This is a genomic window from Terrabacter sp. 01T434 (assembly GCF_056398545.1).
In genome coordinates, this window is sequence record NZ_JBFTPP010000005.1 from 369700 (window position 1) to 391228 (window position 21529).

23 protein-coding genes are annotated in these 21529 nt (G+C 72.2%); 10 read left to right on the forward strand and 13 right to left on the reverse strand.

The window, feature by feature from the left end; all coding sequences use genetic code 11:
- Nucleotides 1–23: 23 nt before the first annotated feature.
- Together AC1DIW_RS12930 and menD are read left to right on the forward strand one after the other, a co-directional pair.
- A complete protein-coding gene (locus tag AC1DIW_RS12930; RefSeq protein ID WP_478108612.1) occupies nt 24–1319 on the forward strand; it encodes an isochorismate synthase in 1296 nt (431 codons plus the stop codon).
- An 11-nt stretch (nt 1320–1330) separates the two neighbouring features.
- A complete protein-coding gene (gene menD / locus AC1DIW_RS12935; RefSeq protein WP_478108614.1) occupies nt 1331–3109 on the forward strand; it encodes a 2-succinyl-5-enolpyruvyl-6-hydroxy-3-cyclohexene-1-carboxylic-acid synthase in 1779 nt (592 codons plus the stop codon).
- Nucleotides 3110–3152: 43 nt separating this feature from the next.
- Here menD and AC1DIW_RS12940 read toward each other — a convergent pair whose 3' ends face one another.
- The 3 genes from AC1DIW_RS12940 to AC1DIW_RS12950 form a co-directional block, all read right to left on the reverse strand.
- Nucleotides 3153–4157, reverse strand: a complete 1005-nt coding sequence (locus tag AC1DIW_RS12940; protein ID WP_478108615.1) for an o-succinylbenzoate synthase — start codon at nt 4155–4157, stop codon at nt 3153–3155.
- A gap of 23 nt (nt 4158–4180) precedes the next feature.
- On the reverse strand, nt 4181–4426 hold the full coding sequence (locus AC1DIW_RS12945; protein ID WP_478108616.1) for a hypothetical protein: 246 nt from the start codon (nt 4424–4426) through the stop codon (nt 4181–4183).
- Nucleotides 4427–4638: 212 nt separating this feature from the next.
- Nucleotides 4639–5118 (reverse strand): NUDIX hydrolase, encoded by a 480-nt coding sequence (locus AC1DIW_RS12950; RefSeq protein WP_442279808.1) that lies wholly within the window; start codon nt 5116–5118, stop codon nt 4639–4641.
- A gap of 35 nt (nt 5119–5153) precedes the next feature.
- Here AC1DIW_RS12950 and AC1DIW_RS12955 point away from each other — a divergent pair, with 35 nt between their 5' ends.
- The 7 genes from AC1DIW_RS12955 to AC1DIW_RS12985 all read left to right on the forward strand — a co-directional run bounded on the left by AC1DIW_RS12955 (nt 5154) and on the right by AC1DIW_RS12985 (nt 11988).
- A complete protein-coding gene (locus AC1DIW_RS12955; RefSeq protein ID WP_478108618.1) occupies nt 5154–6113 on the forward strand; it encodes a 1,4-dihydroxy-2-naphthoyl-CoA synthase in 960 nt (319 codons plus the stop codon).
- Nucleotides 6114–6127: 14 nt separating this feature from the next.
- Nucleotides 6128–6472, forward strand: coding sequence for a DUF3024 domain-containing protein (locus AC1DIW_RS12960; protein WP_478108620.1), 345 nt, complete (start codon nt 6128–6130; stop codon nt 6470–6472).
- A gap of 69 nt (nt 6473–6541) precedes the next feature.
- Nucleotides 6542–8182 carry an MFS transporter gene (locus AC1DIW_RS12965; RefSeq protein ID WP_478108622.1) on the forward strand — a complete coding sequence of 547 codons (1641 nt, stop codon included), beginning with the start codon at nt 6542–6544 and terminating at the stop codon, nt 8180–8182.
- A complete protein-coding gene (gene menE / locus AC1DIW_RS12970) occupies nt 8182–9366 on the forward strand; it encodes an o-succinylbenzoate--CoA ligase (RefSeq protein ID WP_442279291.1) in 1185 nt (394 codons plus the stop codon). The genes AC1DIW_RS12965 and menE overlap by 1 nt, the downstream gene beginning before the upstream one ends.
- 47 nt (nt 9367–9413) lie before the next feature.
- On the forward strand, nt 9414–9698 hold the full coding sequence (locus AC1DIW_RS12975) for a PLD nuclease N-terminal domain-containing protein (RefSeq protein ID WP_442279290.1): 285 nt from the start codon (nt 9414–9416) through the stop codon (nt 9696–9698).
- Nucleotides 9699–9718: 20 nt separating this feature from the next.
- Nucleotides 9719–10594, forward strand: a complete 876-nt coding sequence (locus tag AC1DIW_RS12980) for a 1,4-dihydroxy-2-naphthoate polyprenyltransferase (protein ID WP_442279289.1) — start codon at nt 9719–9721, stop codon at nt 10592–10594.
- A 167-nt stretch (nt 10595–10761) separates the two neighbouring features.
- Complete coding sequence (locus AC1DIW_RS12985) at nt 10762–11988, forward strand: flavin-containing monooxygenase (protein ID WP_478108624.1); 1227 nt, start codon at nt 10762–10764, stop codon at nt 11986–11988.
- A 7-nt stretch (nt 11989–11995) separates the two neighbouring features.
- On the opposite strand, the gene AC1DIW_RS12990 is transcribed toward AC1DIW_RS12985, so the two are convergent.
- From AC1DIW_RS12990 to AC1DIW_RS13015, 6 genes are read right to left on the reverse strand one after another with little or no spacing between them, the layout of a single operon-like run.
- Complete coding sequence (locus AC1DIW_RS12990) at nt 11996–12322, reverse strand: DUF4229 domain-containing protein (protein WP_442279287.1); 327 nt, start codon at nt 12320–12322, stop codon at nt 11996–11998.
- A gap of 6 nt (nt 12323–12328) precedes the next feature.
- On the reverse strand, nt 12329–13324 hold the full coding sequence (ccsB, locus tag AC1DIW_RS12995; RefSeq protein ID WP_478108626.1) for a c-type cytochrome biogenesis protein CcsB: 996 nt from the start codon (nt 13322–13324) through the stop codon (nt 12329–12331).
- Nucleotides 13321–15060 carry a cytochrome c biogenesis protein ResB gene (gene resB, locus AC1DIW_RS13000; protein WP_478108627.1) on the reverse strand — a complete coding sequence of 580 codons (1740 nt, stop codon included), beginning with the start codon at nt 15058–15060 and terminating at the stop codon, nt 13321–13323. Before resB ends, ccsB begins: the two co-directional genes overlap by 4 nt.
- 1 nt (nt 15061) lies before the next feature.
- Nucleotides 15062–15805 carry a cytochrome c biogenesis CcdA family protein gene (locus tag AC1DIW_RS13005; protein WP_478108629.1) on the reverse strand — a complete coding sequence of 248 codons (744 nt, stop codon included), beginning with the start codon at nt 15803–15805 and terminating at the stop codon, nt 15062–15064.
- A 7-nt stretch (nt 15806–15812) separates the two neighbouring features.
- Nucleotides 15813–16427, reverse strand: coding sequence for a TlpA family protein disulfide reductase (locus AC1DIW_RS13010; RefSeq protein WP_478108630.1), 615 nt, complete (start codon nt 16425–16427; stop codon nt 15813–15815).
- On the reverse strand, nt 16427–17095 hold the full coding sequence (locus AC1DIW_RS13015; RefSeq protein ID WP_478108631.1) for a histidine phosphatase family protein: 669 nt from the start codon (nt 17093–17095) through the stop codon (nt 16427–16429). Before AC1DIW_RS13015 ends, AC1DIW_RS13010 begins: the two co-directional genes overlap by 1 nt.
- A gap of 129 nt (nt 17096–17224) precedes the next feature.
- On the opposite strand from AC1DIW_RS13015, the gene AC1DIW_RS13020 reads away from it, so the two are divergent.
- On the forward strand, nt 17225–17842 hold the full coding sequence (locus AC1DIW_RS13020) for a LysE family transporter (protein ID WP_478108633.1): 618 nt from the start codon (nt 17225–17227) through the stop codon (nt 17840–17842).
- 13 nt (nt 17843–17855) lie between these two features.
- Here AC1DIW_RS13020 and AC1DIW_RS13025 read toward each other — a convergent pair whose 3' ends face one another.
- From AC1DIW_RS13025 to hemB, 4 genes are all read right to left on the reverse strand, one after another.
- Nucleotides 17856–18476 carry an antibiotic biosynthesis monooxygenase gene (locus tag AC1DIW_RS13025; protein ID WP_478108634.1) on the reverse strand — a complete coding sequence of 207 codons (621 nt, stop codon included), beginning with the start codon at nt 18474–18476 and terminating at the stop codon, nt 17856–17858.
- 174 nt (nt 18477–18650) lie between these two features.
- Nucleotides 18651–19988 carry a glutamate-1-semialdehyde 2,1-aminomutase gene (gene hemL, locus AC1DIW_RS13030; protein ID WP_478108635.1) on the reverse strand — a complete coding sequence of 446 codons (1338 nt, stop codon included), beginning with the start codon at nt 19986–19988 and terminating at the stop codon, nt 18651–18653.
- Nucleotides 19989–20034: 46 nt separating this feature from the next.
- Complete coding sequence (locus tag AC1DIW_RS13035; RefSeq protein ID WP_478108637.1) at nt 20035–20520, reverse strand: MarR family winged helix-turn-helix transcriptional regulator; 486 nt, start codon at nt 20518–20520, stop codon at nt 20035–20037.
- Between the two features lie 35 nt (nt 20521–20555).
- Nucleotides 20556–21521 (reverse strand): porphobilinogen synthase, encoded by a 966-nt coding sequence (gene hemB / locus AC1DIW_RS13040; RefSeq protein WP_478108638.1) that lies wholly within the window; start codon nt 21519–21521, stop codon nt 20556–20558.
- Nucleotides 21522–21529: the final 8 nt, after the last annotated feature.

Here is a 21529-nt window from a genome sequence, read left to right on the forward strand (position 1 = left end):
GTTCGGTCGTAGAGTTGCCACCGATGTCCACGCTGCCCGCCCCTGGAGCGCCGTCCCCCTCAGCGGGACCGACGGTCGTCGTCCGCACGGTGCCCCTCGAGGCCGCGGACTCCCTGCTGGCCTTCCTGCCGTCCGGCCTGCCTCACGACGAGCTGCTGTCGTGGGTGCGCCGCGGTGAGGGCCTCGTCGGGTGGGGTTCGGCGCTGACGTTCGAGTCGAGGGGCGACCACCGCTTCCGCGCGGCGGAGGCGTGGTGGCGTGAGGTCAGCGGGCGCGCAGTGGTGCGCGACGAGGTCGGGCGGCCGGGCACGGGGCTCGTGTGCTTCGGCTCGTTCCCCTTCGCCTCGGACTCTGCAGAGTCGGCCCGTCTCGTCGTGCCGTCGACGATCGTCGGCCGCCGTGACGGACACGGGTGGCTCACGACCGTCTCACTCGAACCACAGCTGACTCTGCTCGAAAAGCCCTCTGTCGCAGGCGAGCCCGAGGCGCCGCGAGACGTGGCCTTCGCCGACGGCCAGGTCTCCCCCGCCGCCTACGCGCATGCGGTCGCCGAGGCCGTGCAGCGCATCGGGGCGGGTGAGGTCGACAAGGTCGTCCTCGCCCGCGACCTCATGGCGACGGCATCGGGCCCCATCGACCCCCGCTGGCTGCTGCGCCGCCTGGCCGAGCGCTACGAGAACACCTGGGTGTTCTCGGTGGCCGGCCTCGTCGGCGCCACCCCGGAGCTGCTCGTGCGCCGCGACCAGGGCCTCATCACGTCTCGGGTGCTCGCCGGCACGATCCGCCGGACCGGCGACGACGCGAAGGACCTCGCACTCGCCGCCTCGCTGGCCCGGTCGTCGAAGGACCTCGAGGAGCACGAGTACGCCGTCCGCTCCGTCGCAGAGGCCCTCGCCCCGCACTGCTCCTCGATGAACGTGCCCGAGGCGCCCTTCGTCCTGCACCTGCCCAACGTCATGCACCTCGCGACCGACGTCGCCGCCGTCAGCGCCGATGATGCCTCCTCGCTGACCCTCGCCGCGTCGCTCCACCCGTCGGCTGCCGTCGGCGGGACCCCGACGGCCCGCGCCGTCGAGCTGATCGGTGAGCTCGAGCAGATGGACCGGGGCCGCTACGCCGGGCCCGTGGGCTGGATGGACGCACGCGGCGACGGCGCGTGGGGCATCGCGCTGCGCAGCGGTGCGTTCGACGCCGAGGACCCGTCGCAGATCACGCTGTATGCCGGGTGCGGCATCGTCGCCGGGTCCGACCCCGAGTCCGAGGTCGCTGAGTCCGACGCCAAGCTCATCCCGATGCGCGACGCGCTCGCGAGCGACTGACAGGGGCGACGGTGACCGGAGACCGGACTGCGCCAGAGCTCGCGCTGCACGTGCTGCAGCAGCTGTGGCTCGGCGGTGTCCGAGACGTCGTGCTCGCGCCGGGCTCGCGCTCGGCCCCCTTCGCCCTGGCGCTCCATGCCGCCGACCGGAACGGCGACCTGCGCCTGCACGTTCGCGTCGACGAGCGGTCGGCAGGATTCCTCGCGCTCGGTCTCGCCACCGGGTCACGACGACCGGTCGCCGTCGTCACGACGTCGGGCACCGCCGTCGGCAACCTGCTGCCGGCGGTCATGGAGGCGCACCACACGGGGCGTCGCGTGGTGGTCGTCAGCGCGGACCGTCCCGACCGGCTGCGCGGCACGGGCGCCAACCAGACCACCGACCAGGCCGGCATCTTCGGGACCTTCGCGCCGTGCCACGACCTCACAGCCAGCACGTCTCCCGACGAGCTGGGGTTTCTTGTGGGGCAAGCCTGTTCGCGCCGTGGCCCGACCCAGCTCAACGTCCAGCTCGACGGTGACCTGCTGCCGTCGGACGCCGACCCGGACACGTGGTGGCAGCGCCCCGACAACTCCGCCCCGGCGGACTTGGTGCGCGGATCTGCCCCGGAACCCCACCACGACTCCGCCCCGGCGGACTTGGAGCGGCCGGAGGCGCGGGTGCTGGGCGTCGAACCGTCGGTGTCGGTGCCGACCGACGGGGAGGTGCTCCGCCTCGGACCGCGCACCGTCGTCGTGGCCGGTGACGAGGCCGGGCCGGCGGCACGACTACTCGCCGAGGCCGCCAACTGGCCGCTCGTGGCCGAGCCGACGTCAGGGGCCCGCATCGGGCGCCAGGCCCTGCGCACCGGCCGGCTGCTGCTCACGACCGACCTGCGCGACGTCGTCGAGCGCGTCGTCGTCGTCGGTCACCCGACCCTGTCGCGCCCGGTCGCCAACCTCATCAGCGACTCCGGCGTCGAGGTCCTCGCCGTCCGCGGACGTGACGGCGTGGCCACCGACCCCGGCAAGGTCGCCCGTGTGCTCGACGTCGTGCCTCGCGTCGACGGCCCCGACGACGCGGCATGGTTCCACGCCTGGCGGGACGCCGACGACCTGCTGTCGACCCTCATCGACGCGGGACTGGCCGCCCCGGCGAGCGATCCGAGCCGGGCGCCGGGTGGTGACGGCCTGTCACCCCTCGCCGTCGCGTCGGTGGTCGGGGCAGCGGTGGCCGCCGACACGACCCTCGTCGTCGGCTCGTCGAACCCGGTGCGCGACCTCGACATCATGGCCACCCCGTGGAGCCCCCACGAGCACCGCTTCGTCGTCGGAAACCGCGGGCTCGCCGGCATCGACGGCATGGTCTCCACGGCCATCGGCATCGCGCTCGGTCGACCACGAGCCGCGCGCAGCATCGCCTACCTCGGCGACCTGACGTTCCTGCACGACTCGAACGGCCTGCTGACCGGGCGCGGGCAGCGGCGGCCTGACCTCACCTTCGTCGTCCTCAGTGACGACGGTGGCGCGATCTTCAGCACCCTCGAGCAGGGTGACCGTCGCTACGCCGGTGCCTTCGAACGTGTCTTCGCGACCCCGCACGGCACCGACCTGGGGGCCCTGTGCGCGGCCCACCACACGGCATACGAACGCATCGACGACCTCGGTCGGCTCGCGGCCGCACTTGACGAGTCGCCCTCGGGGACAAGGGTTCTCGAGGTCCCGGTCTCCCGAGCGGACCGACGGGCCGAGGCCACCTGGCTGCGCGAGCTGACGCAACGGGTCGTGCCCCGCCAGGACCGGCACCGCTGAGCCGTCCTGCTCGAGCCGGGCCCGTATGCCCCGGCCAGCTGGATCACCGGCCACTGCCGCTCGCAAGCACCGCATGGCAGCGGACGAGCCGGTCGCGCCACCACTGCTGCCGCTCCGGCGGTGCCGCGAGCTCGGCGAGAGCCTGTGGGTCCGGCACGGCACGCCCTGTCGTCAGGACGCCGCCCGCCGGGCGCCACGGCGTCGCCGACACGTCGCGGCCGAAGAGCCCCACGGTGCCCAGGCCGCACGCGTGGTCGAGGGACGGGAGCGCCGCGGCGAGCGCCACGCCGGCAGCGATGCCGACGCTGGTGTCGAGCGCGGACGACACGACGGCCGGCAGCGCGCACGCGTCGACGATCTCGAGGGCACGCGCGACCCCACCGAGCGGCGCCACCTTGACGACGACGATGTCGGCGGCGCCGAGCCGCGCCACCCGGATCGGGTCCTCTGCCTTGCGGATCGACTCGTCGGCGGCGATGAGGACGTCGACCCCGTTCCGTGCCAGTGCAGTTCGCAGCTCGACGAGCTCCTCGACGCTGGGACAGGGCTGCTCGGCGTACTCGAGGTCGTATGCCGTGAGCCGCCTCAGCGCCTCTACGGCCGTCTCCATGTCCCAACCGCCGTTGGCGTCGACCCGGATCCGCGCGGACGGCCCCATCGCGGACCGGACAGCAGCGACGCGGTCCACGTCGTCCTCGAGCGTCTGCCCGCGCTCGGCGACCTTGACCTTCGCCGTCGTGCACCCGTCGAAGCGGGCAAGGACCTCCGGCACGCGCTCCGGACGGACGGCGGGCACGGTCGCGTTGACGGACACGGTGGCGCGCACGGGAGCCGGCCACACGGCATACGCGGCCTCGATGCCGGCGAGGAGCCAGCGCGCCGACTCAGCGTCGGCGTACTCCACGAAGGGGCTGAACTCGCCCCAACCCGAGGGCCCCTCGAGGAGCAGGGCCTCGCGGGCGTCGACGCCACGGAAGCGGACCCGCATCGGCAGGGAGACGACGTGTGCCCTCGCGAGGAGGGCGTCGATGGGCGGCAGCGTCGTCATGCCCCCATCATCACCGACGTGGGTCAGCGGGCGGGAAAGGCCTCGTGACGATCGCGGGTGGGGTCGGGTTGCGCGACGGGCTCGGCCTGCAGGTCGCGGCGTCGGCCACCTCGCCGACGGGCTACCGGGCCGCAGACGTGCCCACGCCGCCCGGCGTGCGGCAGGAACCAGAGGAAGCCGACGAGCCACCAGAGCCCGTGACCCGACGACCCGAGGGCGACGGCGATGAGCACGAGTCCGGCGATGCTGAGGTTGCGTGGCGAGAACACGGCGGTCTCCTCCGTCCGTGGGACCGGTCGGCCCCGTTCTCCCTCGACGGTAGGCGTGCGGGAGCCCGTCGACCCAGCCCCTGTTGTCAGCACCTCCCCCTGACAGATGTCACGCCTCCTCTCCTCGATCGAAAGAGCAATCCGTCCGCCCGCCTGCCCACGTGGTGGGCCAGAAGAGCGGACGGATTGCTCTTTCGATTGGGGTGGGGCGATCAGTGGCCGAGGACGACGTCGGCCGGGTTGTTGACGGCCACCGTGATGCGGTCGCGGTGTCGTTCGGCCATCTCGGGCAGGGCGTCGAGCGCGAACCAGCGGGCGTCGGTCGACTCGTCGTCACCCGGACGCGGCTCTCCTGACACCCAGCGACACCGGAACGTGTGGTCGAGGTACTGCCCCAGGTCGCCGTTGACGTGCGTCACCACCTCCGTCGCGGACACCCAGACGAGCCGCTCGACCTCCGCGACGACACAGGCCTCCTCCTCGACCTCGCGCACCGCGGTCACGTGCGGGTGCTCCCCCGGGTCGACGATGCCCGTGACCGGCGTCCAGGCTCCGTTGTCGGAGCGCCGGACGAGCAGCACCTCGGGGCCGCCCTCCCCGTCGCGCAGCACGACCGCCGTGATGCCCGGCATCCAGAGCAGCTCCTGCCCGACCATGGTGCGCAGGTGGGCGACGTAGGGAGGGATCGGCATGCGTCCGACCCTAGCCCCGCCGATAGGGTCGGCCCGTGAGCAGCGAGCCGAGCCAGAGCGCCGTTTCCGAGATCTTCGACCCGAGCGAGTGGGCACCGGTCGAGGGCTTCGACCTCACCGACATCACCTACCACCGCCGCCGTCCGATGGCGGGGCGCCCGCACGCGGAGTCGGGCGTCGTGCGCATCGCCTTCGACCGACCCGAGGTGCTCAACGCCTTCCGACCGCACACCGTCGACGAGCTCTACCGCGCGCTCGACCACGCCCGCATGACCCCGGACGTCGGGGTCGTGCTGCTCACCGGCAACGGCCCGAGCCCCAGGGACGGCAAGTGGGCCTTCTGCTCCGGCGGCGACCAGCGCATCCGTGGTCGCTCCGGCTACCAGTACGCCGAGGGCGAGACCGCGGACACCGTCGACGAGGCGCGCGTCAAGGCCCAGGGCGGCCGCCTCCACATCCTCGAGGTGCAGCGCCTCATCCGGACGATGCCGAAGGTGGTCATCGCCGTCGTGCCGGGCTGGGCGGCCGGGGGCGGGCACTCGCTGCACGTCGTGTGCGACCTGACCATCGCCAGCCGGGAGCACGCCCGCTTCAAACAGACCGACGCCGACGTCGGCAGCTTCGACGCCGGCTACGGCAGCGCCTACCTCGCCAAGATGGTCGGCCAGAAGTTCGCGCGCGAGATCTTCTTCCTGGGCCGCACCTACTCCGCCGAGGACATGCAGCGGATGGGCGCCGTCAACATCGTCGCCGACCACGCCGACCTCGAGCGCGAGGCGCTGCAGGTCGCGACCGAGATCATGGGCAAGAGCCCGCAGGCACAGCGGATGCTCAAGTTCGCCTTCAACCTCACCGACGACGGCCTCATGGGCCAGCAGGTCTTCGCCGGCGAGGCGACCCGCCTGGCCTACATGACCGACGAGGCCGTCGAGGGCCGCGACCAGTTCCTCGAGAAGCGCGAACCCGACTGGTCGCCGTTCCCCTGGTACTTCTGAGGAGCCGATCCGGTATGCCGTCGGCCCCCGTCCCTGAGCTCGACCTCGCTCGCGTGCGCCGCTGGTGCGCCGCCGCCGTCCCCGATCGCGCCCTCCACCAGGTGCGCGTCGAGTTCCATGTCCGCGGGCGCAACGTCACGCTGTGCGAGACCCGGGCACCGTTTGACGGGGCCGGCGAGTGGACGCACTTCGCGTTGGCCCAGCTGCGCTACCGGGTCGGGACCAAGGACTGGGCGCTCTACTGGCGCGACCGCAACGAGCGCTGGCACGAGTACGTGGAGGGCAACCGCCAGATCGGCTCGGTGGAGCAGCTGCTGGCCGAGGTCGACGACGACCCGACCTCGATCTTTCGCGGCTGAACCCGTGAAGGGCACCATCCGGGCACGGTCGGTCACGCGCCGGCGCCCCCGACAGGGCAGGATGTTGGGGTGGAACCGAGCGACGACCGCCGCGCCAGCTCTGGCCGCAGTGCGCCCGGCGCCTCACCGGACGTTCCCGAGGGAGGCCGCCCCGCGGACTTCCGTCAACCACCTCGCACCACCGCGGCCAACGCGACACGCGCCATCGGGCGAGGACTCGGTCGCGCCGCCACCGGGACGGCCCGGGTGACAGCGCGCTCGGGCCGCTTCGCCGCCGCCAAGGCCCACGCGTACACCCACTCCGGCGGCGCCGGCGAGACCGGGCTGGCGCGCATGACCGAGCTGCACGCGAGTCACACCGCGGGCGACACGATCATGACGCTGGCCCTCGCGGGCACCCTCTTCTTCAACCCGCAGACGGCCCAGGCCCGCGGCGACGTCGCGACCTTCCTGCTCCTGACGATGGTCCCGTTCGTCCTCGTCGCGCCACTCATCGGCCCGCTGCTCGACCGCTTCAGGCACGGTCGGCGGTGGGCCATCGGCACGACGCTCGCGGTCCGGGCCTTCCTCTGCTGGGTCCTGGGCGAGGCGATCACCAACGACAGCAGCTGGCTCTTTCCCGCCGCGCTCGGCTGCCTCGTCGCGTCCCGGGCCTACAACATCACCCGGGCAGCCGCGGTCCCGCGCCTGCTGCCACCGGGCACCACTCTCGTCAAGGCGAACTCGCGCGTGTCGATGGCCGGGGTCGTCGGGGCGCTCATCGGCGGTGCGCTCGGCGGCGTGGCGATGCTCGCCGGGCCGGCCTGGGCGCTCCGGGTGGCGTTCGTCGTCTTCGTCGTCGGCACCGTCCAGGCCATCCGGCTGCCGGAGCGTGTCGACTCCTCCCTCGGTGAGATGTCCATCGACGACACGACCCCGATCCCCCTCAGCGCCCCACCGCGCGACGGCACCGACGGCACCGACGGCACCGACGGCGGCACGGGGACCCCGCCGGTCGCCAGCTCGCTGCGCGGCACCCAGCGCGGCTGGTCGGACTCCTCGGCGCGACGGCATACGGCCGCTGACGGGGACACCCTCACCGTCGACTCTCTGGGACCGCTGGGCCGGTTCCGTCGACGCAAGCAGGCGATCCCGTGGCCGGTCATGCACGCCATGTGGTCGACGGGTGGCACGCGCGTGCTCACCGGCTTCCTCATCCTCTTCATGGCGTTCCTTGCCAAGGAGCACCCGATCGACGGCGTCCGCGGCGAGGTCGTCCTCGCGATCATCGCCGTGGCCATCGGGGTCGGCAACTGCCTCGGGAGCGTCGTCGGCAACGTCGTGCGCGACCAGCGGCCGGAGCGCATCGCCATGGTGTCGGTGCTCGCGGCGACGGTCTGCTGCGCCGCGACAGGCATCTGGTACGGCGTGTGGACCCTCGCCCTGCTCGGCTTCGTCCAGGGGCACTCGGCGCAGCTGTCCAAGCTCTGCTTCGACGCGCTCGTGCAGCGCGAGGTCCCCGAGAACGTCCGCACGTCGGTCTTCGCGTGGTCCGAGACGATGCTCCAGGTGCTCTGGGTCGTCGGTGGCACCCTCGGCATCGTGCTCCCCCTCAACCCGTACGTCGGGTTCCCCGTCTGCGCGGTCGTGCTCGTGTGGACCGTTGCCATGGCGGCCCGGCAGCGCCGCCGCGCCCTGCCCACCGCCCGACCGAGAGCGAGACGTGCCTGATGGCCGCGCCGTCCCCCCGACCGCTGGCGATCCCCGCCGGACCCGCCGTCCTCGACGTGCTGCCCGCCCTCGAGGCGTCCCTCACGGGCCGCTCCCCCGTGCTGCCGTATGCCGTCGACGAGTCGCCGCCGGCCGTACCGTCCCATGCCCCAGCCGACCTGCCCGACGGCCTGGCGGTCGCGATCGGCACGTCCGGATCGACCGGCCGTCCCAAGCGGGCGCTGCTGACGGCGGACGCGCTCGAGCGGTCGGCGTGGGCGACGCACCAGGTCCTCGGCGGCAGTGGCGCTTGGCTGCTCGCGATGCCGGCCCACCACATCGCCGGGCTGCAGGTGCTGCTCCGTTCGATCGCCGCCGGGGTCGCCCCGGCCGTGCTCGACCTGCGTGACGGCTTCTCCGTCGAGGCGTTCGCCGCCGCGTCAGCCCGGGTCCACCCCACGAGCGCGGCCGCGCGGCGCTACACGGCGCTCGTGCCGACGCAGCTGTCGCGGCTCGTCGACGACCCGGCGGGGGTGGCAGCCCTGCGCGGCTTCGACGGCGTGCTCGTCGGCGGCGCCGCCACACCTCCCGCGCTCGTCGAGCGCGCCCGCGCCCTCGGGGTCGTGCTCAGCCTCACCTACGGCATGAGCGAGACGGCCGGTGGCTGCGTCTACGACGGCATCCCGCTGCCCGTCAGCCGCGTCCACGTCGACAACGACCGGCACGTCGTGCTCGGCGGCGACACCGTCGCCCACGGCTACCTCGGCGAGCCGGGCCTGACCCGCGACGCGTTCACCGTCGACCCCGACGGCGTCCGGTGGTTCCGCACCGACGACCTCGGCCACTTCGACGACGGGGGCCTGCTCGTCATCGACGGCCGGGCCGACGACGTCATCAACACCGGCGGCCTCAAGATCAACCCCGGCGTCGTCGAGGACGCCATGACACGGCACCTCGACGACGTCCTCGACGTGGTGGTCCTCGGCCTCCCCGACCCGGAGTGGGGCGAGTCCGTTTGTGCCGCAGTGACGCTCGTCGACCCGACCGGGCACCTGACGACGCGCCAGGTGCGTGAGCGCCTGCGCGGCATACTCCCCGACGCGGCGCTGCCGCGCCGGGTCCTCGTGCTCGCCTCCATCCCGCAACGCGGGCCCGGCAAGCCTGACCGGGCCGCCATCCGACGCGCCGTTCAGGGTCCCGCCTGAGCGGTGGCAAGATAAGGGTGTTCCCACCCTCGCCGAAGGAGGTCGTCGTGCTGCGCGTCATGCTCGTCGCCCTCGTCGTCTTCGCCTCCATCTATGCGTTCGTCGACTGCGTGCAGACCGACCACCGGGTGGTGCGGACGATGCCCAAGCCGGTCTGGCTCATCGCGGTCCTCGTGCCCGTCCTCGGCCCGATCGGCTGGCTCGTGGCCGGCCGAGCCGGTGCCCGCGGCGGTCCCGCACCACGAGGGCCGGGTCGCCGCCCGTCCGGGCCGCGAGGACCCAGAGGGCCACTAGGACCCGACGACGACCCCGACTTCCTCCGCAAGCTGTAGAAGGACGCCCCGAGAACTCCATGGCCACTCTCTCCCAGTGGATCGAGGGCGCCCGCCCTCGCACGCTGCCCGCCGCCGTCTCCCCCATCCTCGTCGGCACCGGTGCCGCCTACCAGACCGGCCACGTCGTGTGGGCGTATGCCGTGCTCGCCCTCGTCGTGGCCCTGGCCCTCCAGGTCGGGGTCAACTTCGCCAACGACTACTCCGACGGCATCCGCGGCACCGACGAGGTGCGGGTGGGCCCGGTGCGCCTCGTAGGGCAGCGGCTCGCGGCGCCGCGTTCGGTCAAGATCGCGGCCTTCGCGTGCTTCTTCTTCGCGGGTCTCATGGGCCTCGCGCTCGTCGGCCTCTCCGGCCTGTGGATCATGATCCCGATCGGTGCGGCCGCCATCGTCGCGGCGTGGTACTACACCGGCGGGTCACGGCCCTACGGCTACCTCGGGCTCGGCGAGGTCTTCGTCTTCGTCTTCTTCGGCCTCGTCGCGACCCTCGGCACGATGGCGACGATGACGCCGCCGACGGCAGCCGGCTGGTGGGGAGCGATCGGGGTGGGTGCCCTCGCCTCGGCCATCCTCGTCGCCAACAACCTGCGCGACATCCCGACCGACCGCGAGCACGGCAAGCGCACGCTCGCCGTCCGGATGGGAGAGTCCGGCACGCGAGCCTTCTACGTCGCGCTCGTCGCGGTGGCGTTCGTCATGACCGGTCTCGCAGCGCTCACCTCGCCGTGGGCGCTGCTCGCGGTCCTGGCCGCACCGCTCGTCGTCCGGCCGATGCAGGCGGTCATCGGGCGCGCCACGGGCGCGGGTCTCATCCCGGCCCTGGCCGGCACGGGCCAGTTCCAGCTGGCGTGGTCGCTGCTGCTCGCCGTCGGCCTCGCCCTCGGGCGGGCCTGACACCCTCCGCCCCCGCGGGTCGAGGTGATCCCTCGCGACCCGGCGCGACGGCATACCTGCACAGCGGTCGGCCGGCAGCGGATCGAGGTGATCCCTCGCGACCCGGCGCGACGGCATACCTCGGCATTCGGCTGACGGGGGCCACGTCCCGGTGCCACCGTGGACGCGTGGTCGAGGAGATCGACGTCGTCGTCATCGGGGCCGGTCAGGCCGGCCTCGCGACGAGCCACGAGCTCGGGATGCGCGGCGTCGATCACGTCGTCCTCGAGGCGAGTGTCCCGGGCTCGTCGTGGCTCGGGAGGTGGGACAGCTTCACCCTCGTCGGCCCCAACCACACGGTGCGACTCCCGGGCGCCGCCTACGACGGCGACGACCCGGGCGGCTTCATGACCGGCTCCGAGGTGGCCGGACACCTCCAGGCGTATGCCGGCCGGCTCGGCCGCGTTCGCCAAGGCGTGCCGGTGCGCGGCCTGAGGCGGCATGCCGGCGGCGGGTTCGAACTGCGCACCGACGGCGAGGGGATCCGCAGCCGCATCGTGGTCGTCGCGACGGGCGCCTACCAGCGGCCGCTCGTGCCCGCCGCCGTGGCTGGTCTCTCGCCCGACGTGCCGTACGTCGACGTGTCCGGCTACCGCAACCCGGCGGCCCTGCGGGACGGCGCGGTGCTGGTCGTCGGCAGCGGGCAGAGCGCCTGCCAGATCGCCGAGGAGCTCGCGCTCTCGGGACGCGACGTCGTCATGGGGTGCGGGCGGGCGCCCTGGTTCCTGCGCCGGATCGGCGGCCGCGACCTCTTCGATTGGCTGCTGGACTCGACGTTCTACGAGCAGACCCCAGACCAGCTCCCGGCCCCCGCGGCGCGGCACGGGGCCAACATCCAGGCCACGGGCGCCGGCGGCGGCCACGACCTGCACTACCGGACGCTGGCCGCACTCGGCGTGCGCCTCGTGGGGCACCTCGTTGCGATCGACGGGCACACCGCCACATTCGCGCATGACCTGCCGGAGGTCATCGCCGCCGGAGACGCCGGGTTCCGGTTCGTGCGCGACACGATCGAGGCGGTGTGCCGACGGGTCGGGGTGCCGGCCCCGGACATCCCGGCGCCCGGACGGCTCGACACGACGGCGCCGACCTCGCTGGACCTGCGCGGTTTCGGCGCCGTCGTCGTGGCCACCGGATTCCGCTCGCGCTACACCGAGTGGATCGACATCCCAGGTCTCGTCGACGAGCAGGGCTTCCCGGTGCACGTCGACGGCGAGAGCGTGGTGGCACCCGACCTGCACTTCGTCGGCGTCCACTTCCTGCGTCGGCGCCGCTCTTCACTGCTCTTCGGTGTCGGCGACGACGCCACCGCGACGGCGACTCGCATCGCCATCCGGAGCGGCCTGCCGGCCTAGTGGTCGGCTAGTGGTCGGCCTTTCGGGGGTCCTCGGCGGCTGCCGCTCCCGTGGCGTCCGCGTCGCGCGTCGGGCGCTCGTCCTCGGCGTCCTCGGCGAACTCGTCGCTCGTCGGGTCGACCTCCTGCTTCGCCACGAGCTTGGCCTCGTGCCGGTCGACGAGCTTGGCCGTGATCTCGTCGCGCATGCCGCGCAGCAGGATGTAGGACGCAGCGGCCGACGCGATGGCCGACGCCCCGAGCAGGAGCACCGGGTTGTTGCGCAGGCCGATGAGCCAGAAGAGGAAGAGGAACCCGAAGAAGATCAGGATGCGGAGCAGGGAGTAGCGGACCATGTCAGATCACATGCCTGAGTAGTTGTGCATGCCCACGAAGGTCGACACGAGGTTGACCAGCGTGAAGTTGATGAGGACGGCGACGTAGCCCGCGAGCGCGATGTACATCGACCTGCGGTGGTCGACGCCGGCCGTCGCGCGGCTGTGCATGTAGGCGGCGTAGACCGTCCAGATGACGAAGGTCCACACCTCCTTCGGGTCCCACTGCCAGTAGGCGCCCCAGGCCTGCTTGGCCCAGATGGCTCCCGCGATGAGCGTGAACGTCCAGAGGATGAAGGCCACCATGTTGAGGCTGTATGCCGTGTGCTCGAGTGAGGTCGAGCTCGGCAGCGACTCGATGAAGCTGGCCTTGGCCGGGGGCTTCTCCTCGCGGCGCAGGCGCACGAGGTAGAGCACACCGACCGCGAACGCGAGCGTGAAGAAGGAGACGGCGAGGAAGGCCACCGTCACGTGGATGCCGAGCCAGTAGGACTTCAGGGCCGGCATGAGCTCGCCGGCCTCCGTGTAGAGCACCGTCAGTGCGAGGCCGAGCACGAGCAGGATCGGAGTGACGATGAAGACGCCGAGCCACTGCCAGCTGTTGCGCTTGGCGAGCACGCTGTAGGCCGCACCGACGGCGGCAGCCGCGGCGGTCGCGAACTCGAACATGTTGCCCCACGGGGGGCGACCCACGGCCAGCCCGCGCATGAGGACCGACGCAACGAGCAGCGCCGACGCGAGGTAGGTCAGCATGAGGGCGATGCTGCCGCGCTGGCGGCTCTTCAGGCTCTCCTCGAAACCGGCCCCGGCCGCGTCCGATGTCGCCGGACGGCGTTCGGTCGTCGTCGGCGCGCCGGCCCCGACGAGGACACCCGCGCGCTCGTTGGCCGGGACGGCGGCGACGTCGGAGTCGACCACCTTCGGCACTCGCGCCGCCAGGTGCCAGGTGAAGGCGAGCATGGCGAGCGTGTAGACGATCATCGACGCGTAGAGCGCGGCGTTGGCGTTGGCTGCGAGGTTCACGAGCGGTCGGTCCGTTCTGCAAGGCGGTCGTGCACGCCGGTCGTGATCGCGGTGACGATCGCGGCGAGCCCGGGGTCGGAGTCCTTCGAGAGGCCACCGATGGTGACCACGGTAGTCGGTCGCCCGTCGGCGCCGGGAGGGCTGTCAAGGGTGCCCCCGGCGTCGGGCTCGCCACCGGCGCCCACCGGGGCCGGGCGGACGCGGACGAAGACGCGGCGGCGCTTGATGGTGAGGCCGAGGATGAGGCCGAGGGTGGCGAGGATGGCACTGACGAGACTGATCGGGGCGCCGGGATCGGTGCGCACCGACAGGCCCGCGAACCGTTTGACGGAGTCGAAGGTGATCGACCCCCGGCCGCCGGGCAGCTGCTTGGTCTCTCCGGGCTTGAGGCGGAACAGTGCCGGCGAGCCGCCCCGCTGCAGCACCTGCTTCATCTGCTCGGTGTTGAGCGTGTAGACCGACTGGGGTGCACCACCGGGGAAGAGGTTGCCCTCCCACAGCGACATCGCGATCTCCGGGTTATTCGCATCGGGGAAGATCGAGACCGGGCCGTTGGTGAAGGTCGGCTCGGCCGTCGGGAGGAAGAAGCCGGTGAAGCCGAGCTGCTTGGGCGACGCCGACGGCACCTTGATGACGCCGACGGACCGGTAGTTCGGATCCTGCGGGAGGAACGGCGTCGCCTCGCGGTAGAGGACGGCGCCCTTCGCGTCACGCACCGTGATGACCGGGGTGTAGCCGTTGCCGAGCAGGAAGATGTCGGCGCCGTCGACGGTGATCGGGTGGTTGACCGAGACGCTCTCGCTCGTCGCCGGCGCGCCGGGCGAGCTGCGCAGGGTCGTCTGGGCGTCGAAGAAGCGCGGCTTGCCGAAGTTGCGCCCAGGGGTGTCGTTGAACTCGACGTGGAGCTTGTCGAGCGACAGGACGAAGGGCGGCAACGTCTCGGTGTCGACCCAGGGCCCCGGCGAGATCGTGTTGTAGGTGCCCGCCGACGACGCGAACTTGTCGCCCTCGGCGAGGATGACGTCGCCGCGCCAGCCGAACAGGTGACCGACGGCCATGCCGATGATGATCCCCGTGAGCGCGAGATGGAAGAGCAGGTTGCCGGTCTCGCGGAGGTAGCCGGACTCCGCGGAGATGCTCGTGCCGTCGTGTGAGTGCACACGGAACCGTTTGCGCTTCAGGACCTTCCGCGCTGCATCGAGGGCCTCGTCGGGCGACAGGGCGGTCGTGAGCTCCGTGTGCTCGTCGAGCCGCTTCAGCCGGGCGGGAGCGCGCGGCGGGGTCGAGCGCAGGGCCGACAGGTGCACCTTGGTGCGGGGCACGATGCAACCGACGAGGGAGATGAAGAGCAACAGGTAGATCGCCGAGAACCACGGGGACGCGTAGACGTCGAAGAAGCCGAGCCGGTCGAGCCACGGCGACGTCTTGGGGTTCTGCGCGATGTAGTCGGCGACCCGGCCGGCATCGATGTTGCGCTGCGGGAAGATCGAGCCCGGCACGGCGGCGATCGAGAGCATCAGGAGCAGGAAGAGCGCCGTCCGCATGCTCGTCAGCTGGCGCCAGCCCCAACGGAGCATCCCGACGACGCCGAGGGTCGGCAGCGTCGGCTCCTGACGGTCGGGCCTCATCCCGTTGCGTAGTCGCTGGGCTCCCTGGGTGCGCGCCCCGTCCTTCGAGCCCTGCTCGGTGGCCGGGTCGGTGGCCGGGTCGGTGGCCGGGTTCGTGTCGGTGCTCATGTCAGATCGCCACCTGGAAGCCGTTGACGAGTCGCACCTGGAGCCAGATGATGACGTCCTCCCAGACCCCGGTCAGCATGAGCAGCCCCACCGCGACGAGGAGCAGTCCTCCGACGTTCTGCAGCGCCCGGCGGTGACGGCGCAGCCAGTCGCTGGCGGTGCCGGCGCGCTCCCACAGGGCGGCCATGAGGACGAAGGGCAGGCCCAGCCCGATCGAGTAGACGGCGGCGAGCGCGAGGCCCCGCCCGATGGAGCCCGACTCCGCCGAGATCGGCGCGGCCATGGCCTGGATCGCCCCGAGAGTCGGACCCATGCACGGGGACCACCCGATCGCGAACGCGGCGCCGAGCAGGGGTGCGCCCGCGAGGCCGGCGCGCGGGCGCCAGCTGACGGGGACGGCATACGACCGCCCGATCCCGAGGAAGAGCAGTCCCATGACGAGGACGACGGCGCCGCCGAGGCGCAGCAGCGCGCTCTGGTGCTCACGGAAGGCGAGCCCGACGGCCGAGACGGCGGCTGCGGCGACGAGGAAGACCACGGTGAAGCCGAGGACGAAGAGCAGCGCCCCGAGCACGAGCCGCCCCCGTGACCGCTTCTCGAGCGACACGTCGGACAGGCCGGTGACGTAGCCGAGGAAGCCCGGGACCAGCGGCAGCACGCAGGGAGAGGCGAACGAGACGAACCCGGCCACGAGGGCCACGAGCGCTGCCACGAGGAGCGAACCGGTGGCGAGCTCGGTACCCACGCCGGTCTCAGGCCTTCTCGGCGAGGACGTCGTCGATGAGCCCGAGCAGCGTCGAGGTGGAGACCGGGCCGGAGACCCGGGCCGCGATGCGGGCCTCGTGGTCGAGGACGAGGGTCGTCGGCGTGGCCGATGCCTTGCCCTGGAGGGAGAGGATCGGCACGCCGCCGTCGTAGGCGAGCGAGGGGTAGGTGACCTTGTTGGCGGTGAGGAAGGCGCGGCCGGTGTCCGGGCCCTCGAGCTTGTCGAGGCCGAGGAACTCGACCTTCTTACCCTTGGCCTGCACGCTCTCCCACGCCTTCTGCAACGCGGGTGTCTCCTCGATGCACGGGGGGCACCAGGAGCCCCACACGTTGAGGACGAGGACGGTGCCGACGCGCTCGGCGTTGCTCCACGGCTTGCCGTCGAGGGTCGTGCCCTCGAGCTTGACCGGCTCGCCACGGTCGGTGACGGGCAGCTGCTCGATGGAGCCGTCGCCGGCGACGTAGCCCTTGCGGTCACCCGAGCGGGCTTGGTCCGCAACGGAGTTCGGGTCGGTCGAGCAGCCGGCAGCGAAGGTGGCGATGCCTCCGGCCATGGCGACGGCGGCCCACCGCAGCGCGGTGCGTCGGTCGAGGTGGTCCATCAGGCGCCCACGCTCTTGCTCGCCCTCGCGAGCAGCTCGGCGGCCGGTTCGGAGTAGGTGATCGAGGCGAGCTCGTCACCGTGGTAGGTCAGGGAGGTGAGCGACGCGAGGGTGCACTCGCGCTTGCGGGGGTCGTGCCACAGGCGTCGGCCCTCGAGCTTGTTGCGGACCGTCCAGACCGGGAGCTGGTGGCTGACCACGACGGCCTCGTGGCCGCGAGCGGCGTCGCGGGCGTCGGCGATCGCCGCCAGCATCCGGGTGGCGATGTCCTCGTAGGGCTCGCCCCAGGACGGCTTCGTGAAGTCCGTGAAGAGGTGCCAGTTGCGCGGGTGCATCAGGTCGCTCAGGCCGACGCTGCGACCCTCGAACTCGTTCTCCGACTCGATGACGCGCACGTCCGTGGCGACCTGCAGGTCATGGCCGGTCGCGATCGGGGCCGCCGTCTCCTGGGCCCGCTCGAGCGGCGAGGCGACGACGTGGGTGATGTCGTTGGTCTCGAGGTGGGCTGCGACGAGTCGCGCCATCTCGCGGCCGAGCTCGGACAGGTGGAAGCCGTCGAGGCGGCCGTAGAGCACGCCCTCGGGGTTGTGGACCTCACCGTGTCGCATGAGGTGCACGACCGTGAGGTCGCCGGAGTTCGCCGACTCCCCGCTCGTGCTCTGACCCATGGACGACAGTCTCTCAAACGTCCTGCTCAGGACCGAATCCGCGTCCGAGCCTGTGCACCCCCTGTGACGTGCTGCAACGTCCGTGGAACACCGGGCGGCGGCCGGCCGGCGCCGCCTACACTCCACGACGTGTCGTGGTCGGTCTGGCTGGCGCTCGTCGGGACGGGCGTGCTCATCTCCCTCACCCCCGGGGCCGGCGCCGTCAACACGATGGCCAACTCGCTGGGGTCCGGCTGGACCCGCTCGATCTGGGGCATCCTGGGCCAGCAGGTGGCGCTGCTCGCCCACCTAGCCGTCGTGGCCGCCGGGGTCGGCGTCCTCGTTGCGGGCTCCCCCGTGCTCTTCGACGTCATCCGGTATGCCGGCGCCGCCTACCTCGTCTACCTCGGCGTCCGGCAGTTCCGCTCGCGGGCCACCGTCGCCCGGGTCGGGCAGGGGCACCGCGAACCGGCGTGGTCGATGTTTCGCCGGGGCCTCCTGGTCAACCTCACCAACCCCAAGGCCGTCGTCTTCTTCCTGGCGTTCACGCCGCAGTTCATCCGTCCGGAGCGCCCGCTGGTCGAGCAGTACGCCGTGCTCGCCGCGACGATCGTCGCCATCGACGTCATCGTCATGTGGTTCTTCTTCGCCGCGGCGGCACGCGGGCTCGGGCGGCTGACCCAGCGAGAGTCGGGCCAGCGCGCCCTGAACCGCGTCTTCGGCGGACTCTTCGTGAGCGTCGGCGTGCTGCTCGCCGCCGTCCACTAGAGGCGCAGCGGGCTCAGACGAGCTCGGGCGCGTCCAGGTGGGCGATGGCGAGCGTGAACTCGCCGATCTCGGTGATCCTCATGCCGGTGTCCTGCACGAGGTCGGCCCGCAGCCCCATCGCTGCGTCGCGGGTCGCCACCATCGCCTCGGGCGAGTCGTAGGTCGCCGTCACACAGCACCTACCGGACATCCGGTCCACGAACAGGCTTGCACTGCAGAACCCTTCGAGCTGCTCGACCCGCGGCATGATCCCCATCCGGAAGGCGTCGAGGATGGAGTCGATCTTCGTCGGGTCTCCCTCGGCCCACGTCACGCGGGCCGAGCAACCGTCCGCGACACGGTGGTCGCGGTGGAGGTAGGCGATCTCCCACTCGTCGACCGTGGCCTCACCGCCGAGGAGCTCGGCCGCCTGCTGCCGCAGGGGGGTGACGCTGTCGGCCGTGGCCCGCATCGCCGCCTCGTCGCGCCAAGCCGTCGTGACGATGCACCGGCCGCTGGCGCGGTCGGCGACCATCGACAGGCCGACACAGCCGTCCATCGCCCTGACCTGCGGCATCACCACGTCCTGCACGTGCGTGATGCCGGTCTCGATCATGTCGGGACGGCCCATGACCGTCGTGGAGCGTGCGTGCACGACCCCACCTCCCTCGGTCGGGGCGACGCCCGGACGGCGCCGCCGTCACCGACCAGCGTCCTCCACCCCGGTCGCCCACCACAATGCCCCGGACCGCCTGGGTGCGTATGCCGTGTGGCCGGCTCCGCTCGGACGGTGCCGTCAGTCGGGCGTGCCGTCAGTCGGACGGTGCCGTCAGTCGGGCGTGGCGGCGGCGCGGGCCGCGGCCGGCAGCGCCGCGAGCACGTGGTCGACGGCCTCGTCGTCGTGCGCGGCCGAGACGAACCACGACTCGAAGGCGCTCGGCGGCAGGTGCACGCCCTGGCTCAGCATCGAGTGGAAGAACCGGCGGAAGGCACCGGTGTCCTGGTCCTTGGCGTCGTCGTAGCTCGTGACGGCGCCGTCGCGGAAGAAGACGGAGAACATCGAGCCGGCCCACTGGATCGTGTGCGGCACCGAGGCGGCGCTCAGCTCGCTCGCGACGGCGCCGGCGATGGCGCGCGAGACGACGTCGAGGCGGTCGTACACCGCGGGCGTGCAGCCCTGCAGCGTCGCGAGGCCGGCGGCCGAGGCGACGGGGTTACCGGACAGGGTCCCGGCCTGGTAGACGGGCCCCTGCGGCGCGAGCAGCGCCATGACGTCGGCGCGGCCGCCGAAGGCCGCGGTCGGGAAGCCCCCGCCCATGACCTTGCCGAAGGTGAAGAGGTCGGGCGCGCCCGCGGCATACGGCCCCTCGAGGCCGTAGAAGCCGGAGGCGCTGCAGCGGAAGCCGGTCATCACCTCGTCGGACACGAGCAGGGCGCCGTGGGCCCTGGTGACGCGCAGCAGGCCCTCGGTGAAGCCGGGCGCCGGCGGGACGACGCCCATGTTGCCGGCCGCGGCCTCGGTGATGACGGCGGCGATCTCGTGGCCCCGCTCGGCGAACGCGGCCTCGAGCGCGGGGAGGTCGTTGTAAGGCAGGACGATCGTCTCGCCGGCGCTCGACCGCGGTACCCCGGCCGAGTCGGGGAGGGCGAACGTCGCGATCCCGGAGCCGGCCGAGGCCAGCAGCGCGTCGACGTGGCCGTGGTAGCAGCCGGCGAACTTCACGATGACGTCGCGCCCGGTGAAACCGCGCGCGAGCCGGATGGCCGACATCGTCGCCTCGGTGCCCGAGTTGACGAGGCGCACCTGCTCGACCGGCTCGACACGGGCGACGATCTCCTCGGCGAGGCGCACCTCGTTCTCACTCGGCGTGCCGAAGGAGAAACCGCGCGCGGCGGCCTCGTTCACGGCCGCCAGGACCTCAGGGTGGGCGTGACCGAGGATCATCGGGCCCCAGGAGCAGATGAGGTCCACGTAGCGCTTGCCGTCGGCGTCGGTGAGCCACGGTCCCGCGCCGCTCGCCATGAAGCGCGGCGTGCCGCCGACGGCGCGGAAGGCGCGCACCGGGGAGTTGACCCCACCGGGGATCACGACGCTCGCTCGCGCGAGCAGCGCTGCGGACGCGGGGGCGTCGGAGGCGGTCTGGACGGGGACGGGCTGCGAGCTCATGACCCCAGTCTCTCAACCGTCGCTCGGAGCGCCTGCCGCCGGGTCGTCAGCGGTCGGTGGCCCCGTTGGGGTCGAGGTGGTCCCGCACGATCGCCATGGCATCGCCGATCGCGGTGAACTGCGCCGGGCTCATGATGTCGACCAGGTTGTCGCGGACGCTCTGCACGTGGACCCGGGCGATGTCGCGGACGGCACCCAGGCCGCCCGTCGTCAGGACGAGCTCGACCCCGCGCTTGTCGTCGGAGCACTGCTCGCGGGTGACCCAGCCACGGTCCTCGAGGCGCTTGGCGGTGTGCGTCAGACGACTGCGTGACTGGACGACCATGGAGGCGAGCTCGGACATCCGCAACCGGTGGTGGGGGCTCTCGGAGAGCATCGAGATGATCTCGTACTCGCTCAGCTGCAGACCGGCGTCACCGAGCGCGTCGTCGAGTGCGCGCTCGAGCAGCCGCGTCCCACGCAGGATGGCGCGCCACGAGGTCTGCTCCGAGTGGCTCAGCCACCGCACGCCGTCGTCCCCTGCACCTGACATGTCGACCTCCTGTGACTCCACAGATGGTAGTGGTGTCACGCGGTCCACTCGGGCACGTCGAGAGCGAAGTAGGTGAGCACGATCTGGGCACCGGCCCGGCGGATCGACGTCAGCGACTCGATCGCCGCCGTTCGCAGGTCGATCCAGCCGTTCGCGGCCGCCGCCTGGATCATGGAGTACTCCCCCGACACCTGGTACGCCGCGACCGGCACCGACGAGCGCTCGGCTGCGGCCGCGACGACGTCGAGGTAGGACATCGCGGGCTTGACCATGACCATGTCGGCGCCCTCGGCGATGTCGAGGTCGATCTCGCGGAGCGACTCGACGATGTTGGCCGCGTCCTGCTGGTACGTGCGGCGGTCTCCCTGCAGGCTCGACTGCACGGCGTCGCGGAAGGGGCCGTAGAACGCGGAGGCGTACTTGGCGGCATACGCGAGGATCACGGTGTCGGTCAGACCCTCGGCGTCGAGCGCCTCGCGGATGACGGCGACCTGGCCGTCCATCATCCCGGAGGGCGCGACGACGTGGGCGCCGGCGCGTGCCTGGGCGACGGCCATCTCGGCGTAGAGGAGGTTGGTGGCGTCGTTGTCGACACGACCGCGCTCGTCGATGACGCCGCAGTGGCCGTGGTCGGTGAACTCGTCGAGGCACGTGTCGGCCATGACGACGAGGTCGTCACCGACCGCCTCACGAACCGCGCGCAGCGCGACGTTGAGGATGCCGTTGGGGTCGACCGCGCCCGAGCCCGTGGCGTCCTTGTGCTGGGGAACGCCGAAGAGCATGATCCCGCCCAACCCCGCGGCGACACAGCGGTGGGCCACCTCGACGACACTCTCGAGGGTGTGGTGCTCCACGCCCGGCATGCTCGCGATCGGCCGCGGCTCGGTGATGCCCTCGGCGACGAAGACGGGCAGCACGAGGTCGCGCGGGTGCAGCCGGGTCTCTGCGACCAGGGACCGCAGGACGGGGTTCTGCCGCAGGCGGCGAGGACGCTCGATCATCGGGGCGC

Coding starts and splice junctions, on each gene's coding strand:
- AC1DIW_RS12930 (WP_478108612.1), top strand. CDS start 24: ATGTCCACGCTGCCCGCCCCTGGAGCGCCGTCCCCCTCAGCGGGACCG.
- AC1DIW_RS12940 (WP_478108615.1), bottom strand. CDS start 4,157: ATGACGACGCTGCCGCCCATCGACGCCCTCCTCGCGAGGGCACACGTC.
- AC1DIW_RS12950 (WP_442279808.1), bottom strand. CDS start 5,118: ATGCCGATCCCTCCCTACGTCGCCCACCTGCGCACCATGGTCGGGCAG.
- AC1DIW_RS12960 (WP_478108620.1), top strand. CDS start 6,128: ATGCCGTCGGCCCCCGTCCCTGAGCTCGACCTCGCTCGCGTGCGCCGC.
- menE (WP_442279291.1), top strand. CDS start 8,182: ATGGCCGCGCCGTCCCCCCGACCGCTGGCGATCCCCGCCGGACCCGCC.
- AC1DIW_RS12980 (WP_442279289.1), top strand. CDS start 9,719: ATGGCCACTCTCTCCCAGTGGATCGAGGGCGCCCGCCCTCGCACGCTG.
- AC1DIW_RS12990 (WP_442279287.1), bottom strand. CDS start 12,322: ATGGTCCGCTACTCCCTGCTCCGCATCCTGATCTTCTTCGGGTTCCTC.
- resB (WP_478108627.1), bottom strand. CDS start 15,060: ATGAGCACCGACACGAACCCGGCCACCGACCCGGCCACCGACCCGGCC.
- AC1DIW_RS13010 (WP_478108630.1), bottom strand. CDS start 16,427: ATGGACCACCTCGACCGACGCACCGCGCTGCGGTGGGCCGCCGTCGCC.
- AC1DIW_RS13015 (WP_478108631.1), bottom strand. CDS start 17,095: ATGGGTCAGAGCACGAGCGGGGAGTCGGCGAACTCCGGCGACCTCACG.
- hemL (WP_478108635.1), bottom strand. CDS start 19,988: ATGAGCTCGCAGCCCGTCCCCGTCCAGACCGCCTCCGACGCCCCCGCG.
- AC1DIW_RS13035 (WP_478108637.1), bottom strand. CDS start 20,520: ATGTCAGGTGCAGGGGACGACGGCGTGCGGTGGCTGAGCCACTCGGAG.
- hemB (WP_478108638.1), bottom strand. CDS start 21,521: ATGATCGAGCGTCCTCGCCGCCTGCGGCAGAACCCCGTCCTGCGGTCC.